Origin of the sequence: Streptomyces akebiae, from assembly GCF_019599145.1 — a bacterium.
Lineage (GTDB): Bacteria > Actinomycetota > Actinomycetes > Streptomycetales > Streptomycetaceae > Streptomyces > Streptomyces akebiae.
Genome location: NZ_CP080647.1, coordinates 9,832,508 through 9,846,415, shown reverse-complemented (window position 1 = coordinate 9,846,415; position 13,908 = coordinate 9,832,508). Strand labels below are relative to the sequence as shown.

General features: G+C 72.5%; 8 protein-coding genes. 2 read left to right on the top strand and 6 right to left on the bottom strand.

Annotation, left to right across the window (positions count from 1 at the left end; genetic code table 11):
* Window positions 1–57: 57 nt before the first annotated feature.
* Entirely contained in the window at window positions 58–1,557 is a 1,500-nt protein-coding gene (locus tag K1J60_RS42660; RefSeq protein WP_220650909.1) for an acyl-CoA synthetase, read from the bottom strand.
* A 227-nt stretch (window positions 1,558–1,784) separates the two neighbouring features.
* Between K1J60_RS42660 and K1J60_RS42655 the strand changes: the two genes are divergently transcribed.
* Complete coding sequence (locus K1J60_RS42655) at window positions 1,785–4,202, top strand: penicillin acylase family protein (RefSeq protein ID WP_220650908.1); 2,418 nt, start codon at window positions 1,785–1,787, stop codon at window positions 4,200–4,202.
* Between the two features lie 98 nt (window positions 4,203–4,300).
* Entirely contained in the window at window positions 4,301–5,113 is an 813-nt protein-coding gene (locus tag K1J60_RS42650) for an SAM-dependent methyltransferase (protein ID WP_398684092.1), read from the top strand.
* Between the two features lie 210 nt (window positions 5,114–5,323).
* Here K1J60_RS42650 and K1J60_RS42645 read toward each other — a convergent pair whose 3' ends face one another.
* From K1J60_RS42645 to K1J60_RS42625, 5 genes are all read right to left on the bottom strand, one after another.
* Entirely contained in the window at window positions 5,324–6,925 is a 1,602-nt protein-coding gene (locus K1J60_RS42645; RefSeq protein WP_220650906.1) for an acyl-CoA synthetase, read from the bottom strand.
* Complete coding sequence (locus K1J60_RS42640; protein WP_220650905.1) at window positions 6,922–8,034, bottom strand: NAD(P)H-dependent flavin oxidoreductase; 1,113 nt, start codon at window positions 8,032–8,034, stop codon at window positions 6,922–6,924. Before K1J60_RS42640 ends, K1J60_RS42645 begins: the two co-directional genes overlap by 4 nt.
* 292 nt (window positions 8,035–8,326) lie before the next feature.
* Complete coding sequence (locus tag K1J60_RS42635; protein WP_259408171.1) at window positions 8,327–9,925, bottom strand: phytoene desaturase family protein; 1,599 nt, start codon at window positions 9,923–9,925, stop codon at window positions 8,327–8,329.
* Window positions 9,926–10,453: 528 nt separating this feature from the next.
* Entirely contained in the window at window positions 10,454–12,742 is a 2,289-nt protein-coding gene (locus K1J60_RS42630) for a serine/threonine-protein kinase (RefSeq protein ID WP_220650904.1), read from the bottom strand.
* 63 nt (window positions 12,743–12,805) lie between these two features.
* Window positions 12,806–13,672 (bottom strand): oxygenase MpaB family protein, encoded by an 867-nt coding sequence (locus K1J60_RS42625; RefSeq protein ID WP_220650903.1) that lies wholly within the window; start codon window positions 13,670–13,672, stop codon window positions 12,806–12,808.
* Window positions 13,673–13,908: the final 236 nt, after the last annotated feature.

The following is a 13,908-nucleotide window of genomic DNA, read 5'->3' as shown; positions in this document are numbered from 1 at the left end:
CGGGTGCTGCCCACCGCGTCGCGCGTTCGCCCGGGTCGCGTCGGGGAGCCGCGGGGATCAGGGGCGCGCGAAGCGGTCCCGCAGCTCGCGCTTGAGGATCTTTCCGCTGGCGTTGCGCGGTAGTTCGTCCACGAAGAAGATCCTCTTCGGTGCCTTGAAGTGGGGGAGCTTCTCGCGGGCGTGGGCGATCAGTTCGTCCTCGGTCGCCTCGCCCCGGGGGACGACGACCGCCGCGACGGCCTCGATCCAGTGGTCGTCGGGCAGGCCGATCACCGCGACCTCGGCGACCCGGTCGTGGGTGTAGAGCGCGTCCTCGACCTGGCGGGAGGCGATCAGGACGCCACCGGAGTTGATGACGTCCTTCACCCGGTCGACGACGGTGAAGAACCCGTGGGCGTCCCGCACGGCGAGGTCCCCGGAGTGGAACCAGCCGTCACGGAAGGCCTCGGCGGTCTCCTCCGGCTTCTCCCAGTAGCCCTCGCAGAGTTGGGGCGACTGGTAGACGATCTCGCCGGGAGAGCCGTCGGGCACCTCCTCGCCGTCCTCGTCGACGACCTTGGCCTCGACGAACATGACGGGACGCCCGCAGGAATCCATCCGGCCCTTGTGCTCGTAGGGGCCGAGGACCATGGACAGCGGGCCGATCTCGCTCTGCCCGAAGCAGTTGTGGAAGGCCAGCTTCGGCAGGCGCTCCCGGAGGCGTTCGAGGACGGGCACCGGCATGATCGACGCCCCGTAGTAGGCCTTGCGCAGCCCGCCGAGGTCGCGGGTGTCGAAGTCGGGGCGGTTCGCGAGGGAGATCCACACCGTGGGCGGGGCGAAGAGGCTGTCGGCGCGGCCCTCCTCCACCAGGTCGAGGATCCGGTCGCCGTCGGGGCCGTCGAGGATCGTGTTGGTGGCGCCGACCGCGAGGTACGGCACCAGGAAGACGTGCATCTGCGCGGAGTGGTAGAGCGGCAGGGAGTGCACGGGCAGGTCGCCCGCCTGGAGGTCGAGGGCGGCGATGGCGCTGAGGTACTCGTGCACCAGCGCGCGGTGCGTCATCATCGCGCCCTTGGGGAGCGCGGTGGTGCCCGAGGTGTAGAGCAGCTGCACGAGGTCCTCGGCACGGGGCTCCTCACCCTCGTACGGCTCGGTGGCGGCGAGGCGGGCGAGGAGCGAGTCGTCCGTGTCGCGCAGCGCCAGGGTGCGGGTGCCGTCGGGGAGGTGGCCCGCGAGGTCCGGGTCGGTGAGGACGAGGCTGCTGCCGGACTGGTCGAGGATGTAGGAGAGGTCGTCGCCGGTGAGGTTCTGGTTGACGGGGACGTGGACCAGGCCCGCTCGGGCGGCGCCCAGGAAGGCGATGAGGTAGGCGTCCGAGTTGTGGCCGTAGGCGGCGACCCGGTCGCCCGGTTCGAGGCCGGTGTCGCGCAGCGCGCGGGCGGCGCGGGAGACGGCGTCGTCCAGTTCGGCGTAGGTCCAGGACCGTTCGCCGTAGTGGATCGCGACGCGGGCGGGGGTGCGCCGGGCGCTGCGCCGCAGCGTCCCGTCGACCGTCACGCTGCGACCAGCCGTCATGTCCCGCTCTCCTTCGTCCAGGGTCTGCCGCGATCCTCGTTCCGTCGCGCGAGCCAGGTCAAGCGCGGCAGCCGTACGGCCGTGTCCGGCACACATGGCGGGAAGTCGCTCAACCCGGCCTTCGAACGGTGAGTCACCTTGGGGGAAGATCCATCACCCGTATGGACTACGCAGACACGTGTCGACATGCTCAACCCTTTCTTCCGCCAACGATGTTGGGAGTCGCCATGCGCACTCGTCTGAGACAGCTGGTGGTCTCGGCCGTCGCCCTCCTCACCGCCTCGGCCGTACTGCCCTCGGCCACGGCCGCCACCGACGAGCGGGCCGGTGGGCAGCGCACGTCCCACGGCGGTCTGTCCGCCGTGATCCGCTACACGGAGTACGGCGTTCCGCACATCGTCGCCAAGGACTACGCCGACCTGGGCTTCGGCACCGGCTGGGCGCAGGCCGCCGACCAGGTCTGCGTGCTCGCCGACGGCTTCGTGACCGTGCGGGGAGAACGCTCCCGCCACTTCGGGTCCGACGCCGCCTCCGACTTCTCGCTCTCCTCCGCCTCCAGGAACCTCACGAGCGACCTGTACTTCCGGGGAGTCCGGGAGGCCGGCACCGTGCAACGGCTGCTGGAGCTGCCCGAGCCGCTGGGGCCGAGCCGCGCGGTCAAGGATCTGATGCGGGGGTGGGCGGCCGGCTACAACGCCTGGCTGAGGAAGAACCGGATCAGCGACCCCGCGTGCGAGGGCGCCGCCTGGGTGCGGCCGGTCTCCACGCTCGACGTGTTCTCGCGGGCGTACGCGCTGGCCGTGCTCGGCGGCGAGGGGCGGCTCGTGGACACCATCGCCACCGCCCGGCCGCCCGCCGCCGGCGCCCCCGACACGGCCGCCGCCCCGGACGCGAAGAGCGCCGCCCGCGCCGCGAGCGAGCTGTTCGACGCCGCGAACGCCGACATGGGCTCGAACGCCGTCGCCTTCGGCGGCACCACCACGGCCAACGGCCGGGGGCTGCTGCTGGGCAACCCGCACTACCCGTGGGCCGGTGGGCGCCGCTTCTGGCAGGCGCAGCAGACGATCCCGGGTGAGCTGAACGTCTCCGGCGGGGCGCTGCTGGGCTCGCCGATCACCCAGATCGGCTTCAACGCGACGGTGGCGTGGAGCCACACCGTCGCCACCGGCGTCCCCATGAACGTCCATCAGCTGACGCTGGACCCGGCCGACCCGACCGCGTATCTGGTGGACGGCGAGCCGGAGCGGATGACGAAGCGGACCGTCACCGTCGCGGTGAAGGACGGCTCCCCGATCACCCGCACCCAGTGGTGGACGCGGTACGGCCCGGTCGTCACCTCGCTCGGCGCCGACCTTCCGCTGCCCTGGACGGCCGGTACCGCGTACGCCGTGCACGACCCCAACGCGGCGAACATCCGCTTCACCGACACCTCGTTGGGCTTCGCCAAGGCGCGCGGCACCGCGGACATCCTCACGTCGCTCGCCCGGCACCAGGGCCTGCCCTGGGTGAACACCGTCGCGGCGGACTCCGCCGGGCACACCCTGTTCACCCAGTCGCAGACCCTCCCCCGGATCACCGACGACCTCGCGGCCCGCTGCTCGACGCCGCTGGGCCGGGCCACCTATCCGTCGGCGGGCGTCGCCGTCCTGGACGGCTCGCGGTCGGACTGCGCGCTCGGCAGCGACACCGACGCCGTGCAGCCGGGCATCTTCGGGCCCGCGAGGATGCCGACGCTCAAGGACGCGCCGTACGCGGAGAACTCCAACGACAGCGCGTGGCTCGCCAACGCGGACCGGCCGCTGACGGGGTACGAGCGCGTCTTCGGCAATGTCGGCACCCAGCGGTCGCTGCGGACGCGCGGCGCGATCGAGGACGTGGCGGCCATGGCCGACAGGGGTGGCCTGACCGTACGCGACCTCCAGCGGCAGCAGTTCGCCAACCGGGTGCCCGCGGCCGTTCTCGCGGCCGACGACGTGGCGCGGGCGTGCGCCGCGCTGCCGGGCGGGACGGCGACGGCCAGCGACGGTGAGGTGGTGGACGTCTCCGAGGCGTGCCGGGTGCTGCGGACCTGGAACCGGACCGTCGACAGCGACAGTCGGGGCGCGCTGCTCTTCGACCGGTTCTGGCGGCGGCTCAACGCCGTGGTGCCGCGCCCGCAGTTGTGGAAGGTGCCGTTCTCGGCGGCGGACCCGGTCGACACCCCCCACACGCTCAACACCGACGCGCCGGGCTTCGAGACGGCTCTGGCGGAGACGTTGACGGAACTGCGGTCGGCGGGCGTCGCGTTGGACGCCCCGCTCGGCGACCACCAGTTCGTCGTACGGAACGGCCTGCGCATCCCCGTGTCCGGCGGCACCGAGTCGCTGGGCGTGTGGAACAAGATCGAGTCGGCCTGGCGCGGGGCCGAGGGCGGTTACGCGGAGGTCTCGTCGGGTTCCAGCCATGTGCAGGCGGTCGGCTGGGACGGCGGGCGCTGCCCGGTGGCCCGCACGCTGCTGACGTACTCGCAGTCATCGAACCCGAATTCACCGCACTACCTGGACCAGACGCGGCTGTTCTCGGCGGAGAAGTGGGTGACCTCCCGTTTCTGCGAGAAGGACATCCTGTCCTCGCCGAAGCTGAAGGTGGTGCGTGTGAGCCAATGAGCGAGGGGATGTGGTGCCGTCCCGCCAGGGGCGGCACCATTCTTCTGGCAGCACCCATGCCATAGGCATATAACCGTTCCCCATGAGGAGGCCCCTCGGTGGCGCAGGACTCGTTACGTCGCGAGACGGATTCGACGACCATGATCGACACGTCGGTGCCGCACTCGGCCCGGATCTGGAACTACTGGCTGGGCGGCAAGGACAACTACCCGGTCGACCACGCGGCGGGCGACGCCTTCCGCGCGGTGTTCCCCGGCATCACCGACCTGGCCCGCGACTCGCGGGCGTTCCTCGGCCGGGCGGTCGCCTTCCTGGCCGGTGAGGCGGGGATACGCCAGTTCCTCGACATCGGCACCGGACTGCCGACGGCGGACAACACGCACGAGATCGCGCAGCGGACGGCCCCGGACTCGCGGGTCGTCTACGTGGACAACGACCCGCTGGTCCTGACCCACGCGCGGGCGCTTCTCACCAGCACGCCCGAAGGGGCGACCGACTACGTCGACTCCGATCTGCACGACCCCACGACCGTGTTGCGGGAGGCCGCGAGGACCCTCGATCTCTCCCGACCGGTCGCGCTGACGATGATGCAGGTCAGCGGCCACATCGCCGACTACGCCGAGGCGCGCGCCATCGTCGGCTCCCTGATGGACGCACTGCCCTCGGGGAGTTGGTTCGCGTTCAACGACAGCGTGGACACACACGAGGCGAACGCGGAGGCCACCCGCCGCTACAACGAGAGCGGCGCGGTCCCCTACTACCTGCGCAGCCCGGCCGAACTGGCCGGATTCTTCGATGGGTTGGAGCTGCTGCCACCGGGGGTCGTCCCGCTGAACGACTGGCGCCCCGGCCCGGCGACGCCCGTCCACGGCGAGGTCATCGCACTGGGCGGGGTCGCGCGCAAGCCCTGACTTTCCGGCCGCGAGTGGACCGGAACGGCTCGGCTCCGGATGAGCCGGGGCGGGGCGGCAGCCGGTGGGCCGACGCGCCTCGGCCGCGGACGGGTCAAGGCGTTACGGCTACCCGTGACCGAGCACCCGGCCTCGGCCGCCGGTGGCCCAGGGCGCGTCGGACACGGGCGGGACAAGGCGACCCGGCTGCCGGTGACCGGGCGCCGGACGTCAGACGGCCTTCTCGCGGCCTTCCCAGTACGGCTCCCGCAGCCGCCTCTTGTAGAGCTTGCCGTTGGGATCGCGGGGCATCGCCTCGGTGAAGTCGACGCTCCTCGGGCGCTTGTACCCGGCCAGTCGGCGGGTGCAGTGGGCGAGGATCTCCTCGGCCAGGACCGGTCCCGGGATGAAACCGGGGGCCGGTTCGACCACGGCCTTGACCTCCTCGCCCCAGTCGTCGTGCGGGATGCCGAAGGCGGCGGCGTCGGCGACGGCGGGATGGGTGAGCAGGGCGGCCTCGATCTCGGCGGGGTAGATGTTGACTCCGCCGGAGATGATCAGGTCGATCTTGCGGTCGCGGAGGAAGAGATAGCCGTCCTCGTCGAGGAGGCCGAGGTCGCCTACGGTGAAGAAGTCCCCGACGCGGTTCTTGCGCGTCTTGTCCTCGTCCTTGTGGTACGAGAAGCCGCCGGTGCTCATCTTCATGTAGACGGTGCCGAGTTCACCGGGCGGCAGCCGGTTGCCGTCGTCGTCGAAGACCGCGAGTTCGCTGATGGGCCAGGCCTTGCCGACCGTGCCGGGCTTCTTCAGCCAGTCCTCGGCGGTGGCGAAGGCGCCGCCGCCCTCGCTGGCCGCGTAGTACTCCTCGACGCACTCGCCCCACCACTCGATCATGGCGCGCTTCACATGGTCGGGACAGGGCGCGGCCCCGTGGATGGCGTGCCGCATGGACGACACGTCGTAACGGGTGCGCACCTCCTCGGGGAGCGCGAGGAGGCGGTGGAACTGGGTCGGCACCATATGGGTGTGGGTGCAGCGGTGGGCGTCGATGGCGCGGAGCATCCCCTCGGGCGTCCACTTGTCCATCAGCACCAGACGGTGCCCGATGTGCAGGGACGCGCCGGCGAACTGCAGGACGGCCGTGTGGTAGAGCGGCGAACAGACCAGGTGGACGTTGTCGTCGAACGGCCGGATGCCGAAGATGCCGAGGAAGCCGCCGAGATAGGACTCCTCGGGAAGCTTGCCGGGCAGGGGGCGTCGGATGCCCCGGGGGCGGCCCGTGGTGCCCGAGGTGTAGTTCATGACCCAGCCGAGGGTGCGCTCCGCGGGCGGCGACACGCGTTGGCCGTCCGGGAGTTCGGCGTACGGCCGGAAGCCCTCGACCGTGCCGACGGCGTACCGGCGGTTCTCGGGGAGCTTCGCCTCGTCGGCCGCGTTCCGGGCCGCCTCGGCGAACCGCTCGTGCGCGATGAGCACCTTGGCGCCCGAGTCGGAGACGATCCACGCGATCTCGGGTCCCACGAGGTGGTGGTTGACGGGCACGAGGTAGAAACCGGCCTGCGTGGCGGCCAGGTACGCGACGAGGAACTCGACTCCGTTGGGCAGGACCACCGCGAAGGCGTCGCCGCGTTCGAGTCCGGCCGCGCGCAGTCCGTGGACCAGCCGGTTGGTCTCGGCGTGCAACCGTCCGGCGGTCCATCCCTCGCCGTCGGGCGCGATGAGCACCGTCCGGTCGGGGTCCGTGGTGGCCTGGGCCCAGAAACCCTGGGGAGACGAGCCCTGAGGAGACGAGCCCTGGGGAGAGGGGGCTTGAGGAGAGGGGGCTTGGCTCACTGTTCCGCGCTCCTTCCGGCGATCCGGTCGAGGCGGTCCACGGCCTTCTCGAAGCCTCGGGTGAGGTCGTCGAAGACGGCCTGGACGCTGCGTTCGCTGTTCATCCGGCCGACGATCTGCCCGACCGGGGTGCCGAGCAGCGGCTCCACCTCGTACTTCTGGATGCGGGACACCGCCTCGGCGACGAGCAGGCCCTGGAGGGGCATGGGGAGGGTGCCCGGTCCGGCCGGGTCGTCCCAGACGTCGGTCCATTCCGTACGGAGCTGGCGGGCGGGTTTGCCGGTGAGCGCACGGGAGCGGACGGTGTCACCGGAACCGGCGGCGAGCAGCTTCTCGATCAGCCGGGGCGAGGGCAGTTCGGCCTCGGTGGTGGTCAGCCAGAGCGAGCCGAGCCAGACGCCCTGGGCGCCCAGCGCGAGGGCGGCGGCCACCTGCTGTCCGCTGCCGATGCCGCCGGCGGCGAGCACCGGCAACGGGTCGACGGCGTCGACGACTTCGGGGGTCAGCACCATCGAGGCGATCTCGCCGGTGTGGCCGCCGGCCTCGTAGCCCTGGGCCACGACGATGTCGATACCGGCGTCCGCGTGCTTACGGGCGTGGCGGGCGCTGCCGGCGAGTGCGGCGACGAGGACACCCTGCGCGTGCGCGCGGTCGATGACGTCGGCGGGCGGGGACCCGAGGGCGTTGGCGAGCAGCTTGATCGGATAGTCGAAGGCGACGTCGAGCTGGCTGCGGGCGACCTGTTCCATCCAGCCGGTGATGCGCCAGCCGGAGGACTCCCCCTCGGCGAGTTCGGGCACGCCGTACTTGGCGAGGGTGTCCTGCACGAACTGCCGGTGCGACTCGGGGATCATCGCCTCGACGTCGGCCTCCGTCACGCCCTCGACCTTCTTGGCCGGCATCACGACGTCCAGTCCGTACGGCATGCCGTCGACGTGGGCCTCGATCCAGTCGAGGTCGCGTTTGAGGTCGTCTGGGGCCGTGTAGCGGACCGCGCCGAGCACCCCGAAGCCGCCGGCCCGGCTGATGGCCGCCGCGACCGCGGGGAACGGCGTGAAGCCGAAGACGGCGTACTGGACTCCGAGTGTGTTGCTCAGCTCCGTCTGCATGGTGCGCAGGATGCCGCAGTCCTCCGGACGAGGGAAGGGTTTTTCTGATGCTCCGTCAGATTTGGCTGGGCACGGGGGTCAAGGGGCGCCTGGGCTGTGCCCCTGACAGGGCGCGGCCCTGCTGATCGCGGGCAATCAGCAGGGCCTTCCCCCGTGAACGGCCCCCCGTCGCCGCTCGCACCATCGATTTCAGCGCACGCCGCATTGTTTGGCAGGGGTGCTCGGGCGACCGGACAATGGTCGCGGCCCGGCGGCCGGGCGGCCGGGGTGCTGCCGCAGACCGCCCCCGCCCTCACTCCCCGAGGACCGCCATGGCTGCGTTGTGCCCGGGCACCCCGCTCACCCCGCCGCCGCGCACCGCGCCCGCGCCGCAGAGCAGGACGTTGGCGTGGCGGGTCTCCACGCCCCAGCGGCCGACGTCCTCCCGGGCATAGGGCCAGGCGAGGTCACGGTGGAAGATGTTGCCGCCGGGGAGACCCAGGTCGCGTTCCAGGTCGAGGGGGGTTCTGGCCTCGATGCAGGGGCGACCGTCGGCGTCGGTGGCCAGGCAGTCGGCGAGGGGCTCGGCGAGGTGGGCGTCCAGCTGGGCGAGGGTCGACTCCAGGAGTTCCTCGCGTACGCCGTCGTTGTCGGCCTCGAACAGCCGCGCGGGCGCGTGCAGGCCGAACAGGGTGAGCGTCTGACAGCCGCGCTCGACCAGGTCCGCTCCGAGGATGGTCGGGTCGGTGAGGGAGTGGCAGTAGATCTCGGAGGGCGGGGCCTCGGGGAGTGCGCCGGAGGCGGCCTGGGCGTAGGAGGCCGCCAGTTGGTCGTACCCCTCGGCGATGTGGAAGGTCCCGGCGAAGGCCTCGTGCGGATCGACGGAGTCGTCGCGGAGCCTCGGGAGCCGCTTGAGCAGCATGTTCACCTTGAGCTGGGCGCCCTCGGCCGGCGCGGGCGGTTCGTCGCCGGTCAAGGCGGCCAGTTCCTGCGGCGAGGCGTTGACCAGGACGTGCCGGGCGGCGACCGTGCCCTCCGTGTCGGCGGTCCGGAACGTGATCTCGGCGGACCGTCCGTCCGTGGCGATCCGCCGGACCTCGTGCCCTGTGGCGATCACGGCACCGGCGTCGCGCGCGGCCCTGGCCAGCGCGTCCGTGAGGGCGCCCATACCGCCGACGGGCACGTCCCAGGCGCCCGTGCCGCCGCCGATCACGTGGTAGAGGAAGCAGCGGTTCTGACGCAGCGAGGGGTCGTGGGCGTCCGCGAAGGTACCGATGAGCGCGTCGGTGAGGACGACGCCGCGTACGAGGTCGTCGGTGAACGTCGACTCGACGGCGGCGCCGATCGGCTCCTCGAAGAGGATCCGCCACGCCTCCTCGTCGTCGACGCGCCGGCGCAGATCGTCCCGGGTGGGGAGGGGCTCGGTGAGCGTCGGGAACACCCGTTCGGCGACATGGCCCGTCATCCCGTAGAACCGCTGCCAGGCCTCGTACTCGCGGCCCGAACCGGTCAACCGTTCGAAGGCTTCGCGGGTGCGTCGCTCGCCGCCGCCGACCAGCAGACCGGTGGGGTGGCCGTCGCGTTCGACGGGGGTGTACGAGGAGATCGTGCGGCCGCGGACCCGGAAGTCGAGGTCCAGGTCCCGCACGATCTTCCTGGGCAGCAGGCTGACCAGGTAGGAGTACCGCGACAGCCGGGCGTCGACCCCGGCGAAGGGGCGTGTGGACACGGCGGCTCCGCCGGTGTGGTCCAGCCGCTCCAGCACGAGGACGGAACGGCCCGCGCGCGCGAGATAGGCGGCGGCGACCAGACCGTTGTGACCGCCGCCGACGATCACGGCGTCGTACGAGTCGTGCGGCCGGGGCCCGCTCGGGCGGCCGGGCCGTGCTGAGGGTGCGGGGGTGGCAGGCATGGCTCTTGGTAACACGCCATGATCGAGGTCGGCCAGGGGGGCGTGCCAGGTGGATCAACGGGCCGCGACCGGGCTCCGGCCCCCGCCGCGGGCCGCGGCGGGGGCGGGCGCGCCGGGCTGGGGGCCGCGGTGGGGGCGTGCGCCGGCCGGGGGCGGGACCGCCGGGCGTGCGCGGGCCGGGGACAGGACCGCCGGGCGTGCGCGGGCCGGGGCGGGATTCGGGGTCCTGGCGGGCGGGAAAGACTGGGGACTCACGGGGGCACCACATGTGGGCACGTGGGCACCTGGTCCGAGAGCTGGGACCGCCGGGGCAGTGCGCGGGCGCCGACGGCAACACCGGGGCCGACAGGGGGCGCGCCGCACGCCCGGGGGCCGATATCCGAAGCCGGAGGGGCGCGGGGCCGGGGCCCGGCATCAGGGCCGCCGGGGTGCGCGCCGGGGTGCGCGGGGCGGGGGCTGCTGTTCACGACGGGCGATGTGGCGCCCGGCGCGTGGGTGGGCACCGTTCCCGGGTCCCGGGCCGAGGGCTCAGCGGTGGCCGGTCGCCCCTTGCCGGCGTAACGCCGCCACGCGTCGGTACAGCTCCACCGCCTCCTGGCCACGGCCGAGTTGTTCCAGGCAGTGGGCCTCGTCGTTGCGGCTGCTGAGGGCGTCGGGGTGGTCGGGGCCGAGGACCCGTTCGCGTGCGTCGGCCACCCGGCGGTACTCGGTGAAGGCGTCGGCCCAGCGGCCGAGCCAGCCGAGGCCGACGGCGACCTCACGGCGGCTGACGAGGGTGTCGGGGTGGTCCGGCCCGAGGACGCGCTCGCGCAGGGCGCACACGTCACGGGACTCGGCGAGGGCCTCCTCCCAGCGGCCCAGACGGCCGAGGTTGACGCCGAGGCCGTGGCGGGCGCGGAGTGTCTCGGTGTGGGCGGGGCCGTGGACGCGGATGCGGTCGTCGACGAGCGCGCGGTAGAGGGTGAGCGCGTCGGCGCTGCGACCGAGCCTGCCGAGGCTGATGCCGACCTCGTGGCGGGCGGCGAGCGTGTCGGGGTGGTCGGGGCCGAGGGCCTGGGCCCGGGCGTCGGCGACCCCCTCGTAGGTGCGCAGCGCCTCGGGCCAGCGCCCCAACTGACCGAGGGCGTAGGCGACTTCGTACCGGGTGACGAGGGTGTCGGGATGGTTGGCGCCGAGCACACGGGCGCGAGCGGCCGCCACTTCGTTCGCCAGGCGGTACGAGTCCTCCAGACGGCCGAGCCTGCTGAGGTTGTAGGCGAGGTTGTGGCGGCAGCGCAGGGTGTCCGGATGGTCGGGGCCGGCGAGGCGCTCTCGGACGGCGAGGACCGAGGTGTAGGCCTGATGGGCTTCGAAGTGACGGCCCAACTGGCCCAGCACGTACGCCAACTCCTGTCGGGCGGCGAGGGTTTCGGGGTGTTCGGGGCCGAGGACGTGCTCGCGGGCGCGGGCCACGTGGGCGAACTCGCGCAGCGCGTCGGCGGGGCGGCCGGTGCGGCTGAGGGTGAAGCCGACCTCGTAGCGGCTGGAGAGGGTGTCCGGGTGGTCGGGACCGAGGGCGTGCTCGCGTTCGGCGGCGACCGCGCGGTGCACCTCGCCGGCCTCCGTCCAGCGGCCGAGGCGGCCGAGGCTCAGGCCCGCGTTGTGCCGGCCGACCAGAGTGGTGAGCAACTCCGGCGGTGGGGCGGGGCGTTCGTCCTGTGCGGGGTGTTCGACGCCGCCGGTGGCGGGGCGGGCGATCCACTCTCCGGTGAGCCCGGCCGAGGCGTCCGGCGGAGTGAGGCCCGGTCCGGTTCCGGTGGCCTTGTGGCCGGTGGTCATGCCCCGGGTCCACGAGGGCAGCCGGGGTTCACGCGACGGCGGCCCTCCGGGGCGCGTCCGGGGCCGGAGCACGCCGGGAACGGCCTCTGAGGTGACCGGGGGCGGGACGACGGCCGGAACGTGGACGCGGACCGCTGCCGAAGCCGTCGCCGCCCGCCCCTCGTCGACCCTGCGGCCCAGTTCGCGGGCGTCGTGGGGGCGTTCCTCCGGCTCCTTGGCGAGCAGGTCGAGGATGATCCGGTCGAGGTACTCGGGCACCTCGGCGCGGTGGCTGCGCGGGGGTGTCGGTGCGGTGTCGCGGTGGCCCATGAGCACCGCCCAGGCGTCGTCGAGGTCGAAGGGCGGCACCCCGGTGGCGATCTCGTAGAGCACACAGCCGAACGAGTAGAGGTCGCTGCGCCGATCGACCTGCCCACCGACGATCTGTTCCGGCGACATGTAGTGCGGGGTGCCCATCGCGATGCCGGTGCCGGTGAGACGGGAGGTGAAGGTGACGTCACGGCCCAGGCGCGCTATGCCGAAGTCGCAGATCTTCACGGTGCCGTCGGTGAGCAGCATGATGTTGGCGGGCTTCAGGTCACGGTGCACGATGCCCTGGTGATGGGTGTAGGCGAGGGCGGAGGCCACCTGGTCGGCGATCTCCACGACCGCGGGGACGGCCAGCGGATGGTGTCTGTTGTCCTCCAGGAGCTGGCTGAGGTTACGGCCCTCCAGTAACTCCATGACGAGGAACAGCACCCCGTCGGACTCGCCGAAGTCGTGGACGACGGTCACCCCCCGGTGCTGGAGGGCCGCCGCGACGCGCGCCTCGCGCCGGAACCGCTCCCGCAGGACACGGGTGAAGGACTGGTCGGGCTGGGTGTCGAGGGGTTTCAGGCACTTGACCGCGACCTGCCGCCCCAGTGACTCGTCCCTCGCCCGCCAGACCTCGCCCATCCCCCCGCGCCCGATCAGATCGAGCAGCCGATAACGGCCCTGGATCAGCCTGGTGTCCCCCATCGCCGACGATCGCCCCCGTATCCGAACGGACCCGCCCACCCCTGGCCCGTCCAGTATGGCGGCCTATCTGCCGGCTTTGTACGGTGCCGGGCGGGAGCCGGGGCCGAGCCGTGACATGGCGCGAAGGATGTGTTTGGGCGGGAGTTGCCAGCGCAGACGTGCGGGGACGGCGCGAAGAAAGGTTCCGGTGAGCCGCAGGCGACGGGTGACCACGGCGGGTGCGGGGCCCGGTCTGCCGTACAACTCGTGGGCGTACGGCGGCAGGGAGGCGTACGCCAGGTTCGCCACGCGCCGCCACAGTGCTTCACGTGCCGGTACGAGCAACGGGTGGGTGGGCGGCCGTCGCAGGAAGTCGTCGACCTCCCGGGCCTCGGGGCCGGCCGCCAGCTCGGGCCGCACCCTCTTGAAGTAGGCCGCCAACTCCGCCGCGTTCCCGGGTACTTCGGCGGGGTCGAGACCGACCAGGCGGGCGCTGACGCGGTGTTCGTCGACGTACCGGTCGGCGGCGGCCTCGGTGAGGGGGTAGCCGGAGCGACGCAGGATGTGGAGATACGAGTCGATCTCCGCGCAGTGCACCCACAGCAGCAGCTCCGGCTCGTCGACGCCGTACCGCTCCCCCGTGTCCGGATCGGTGGCCGAGAGCAGGCTGTGCATCTTCCGGACGCGGGCACCCGCGTGCTCGGCTGCCTCGGTGGTGCCGTACGTCGTCGTGCCGACGAAACTCGCCGTGCGCATCAGTCGGCGCCAGGCGTCCTCGCGGAAGTCGGAGTTCTGCATGACGCCGCGCACCGCGCGCGGGTGCAGGGCCTGGAGGTACAGCGCGCGGACCCCGGCGATCCACATCATGGGGTCGCCATGGGCCTGCCAGGTCACGGAGGTCGGTCCGAACAGGCCGGGGTCGCCCGTGACGGGGTGACGGGGGGCATCCATTCCGTCAGTGTGACCAGGTTCGCCGGTCGGCACCAGCCAACGTTCGTGGCCTGCTGGGGCGACCGTCGCAGACCACTGTCCCGCGTACCGGCCGTGGCGTGTCATGTATCCGCGACCCGAAGCAGGCCCGCCGCACGGCGGAGCCTGTCCGAGCGGCTCCCGGACTCCGGCGCGCGGGAGTCGCCGGGTACGAGGGCGTCGCCCCGCCCTCACACGAGGACCGACGAAACTCTTGC

What these genes read in the sequence shown, in the direction of transcription:
- K1J60_RS42660 (WP_220650909.1), bottom strand. Translation starts at nt 1,557, where the DNA reads ATGACGGCTGGTCGCAGCGTGACGGTCGACGGGACGCTGCGGCGCAGC.
- K1J60_RS42655 (WP_220650908.1), top strand. Translation starts at nt 1,785, where the DNA reads ATGCGCACTCGTCTGAGACAGCTGGTGGTCTCGGCCGTCGCCCTCCTC.
- K1J60_RS42640 (WP_220650905.1), bottom strand. Translation starts at nt 8,034, where the DNA reads ATGCAGACGGAGCTGAGCAACACACTCGGAGTCCAGTACGCCGTCTTC.
- K1J60_RS42635 (WP_259408171.1), bottom strand. Translation starts at nt 9,925, where the DNA reads ATGCCTGCCACCCCCGCACCCTCAGCACGGCCCGGCCGCCCGAGCGGG.
- K1J60_RS42630 (WP_220650904.1), bottom strand. Translation starts at nt 12,742, where the DNA reads ATGGGGGACACCAGGCTGATCCAGGGCCGTTATCGGCTGCTCGATCTG.
- K1J60_RS42625 (WP_220650903.1), bottom strand. Translation starts at nt 13,672, where the DNA reads ATGGATGCCCCCCGTCACCCCGTCACGGGCGACCCCGGCCTGTTCGGA.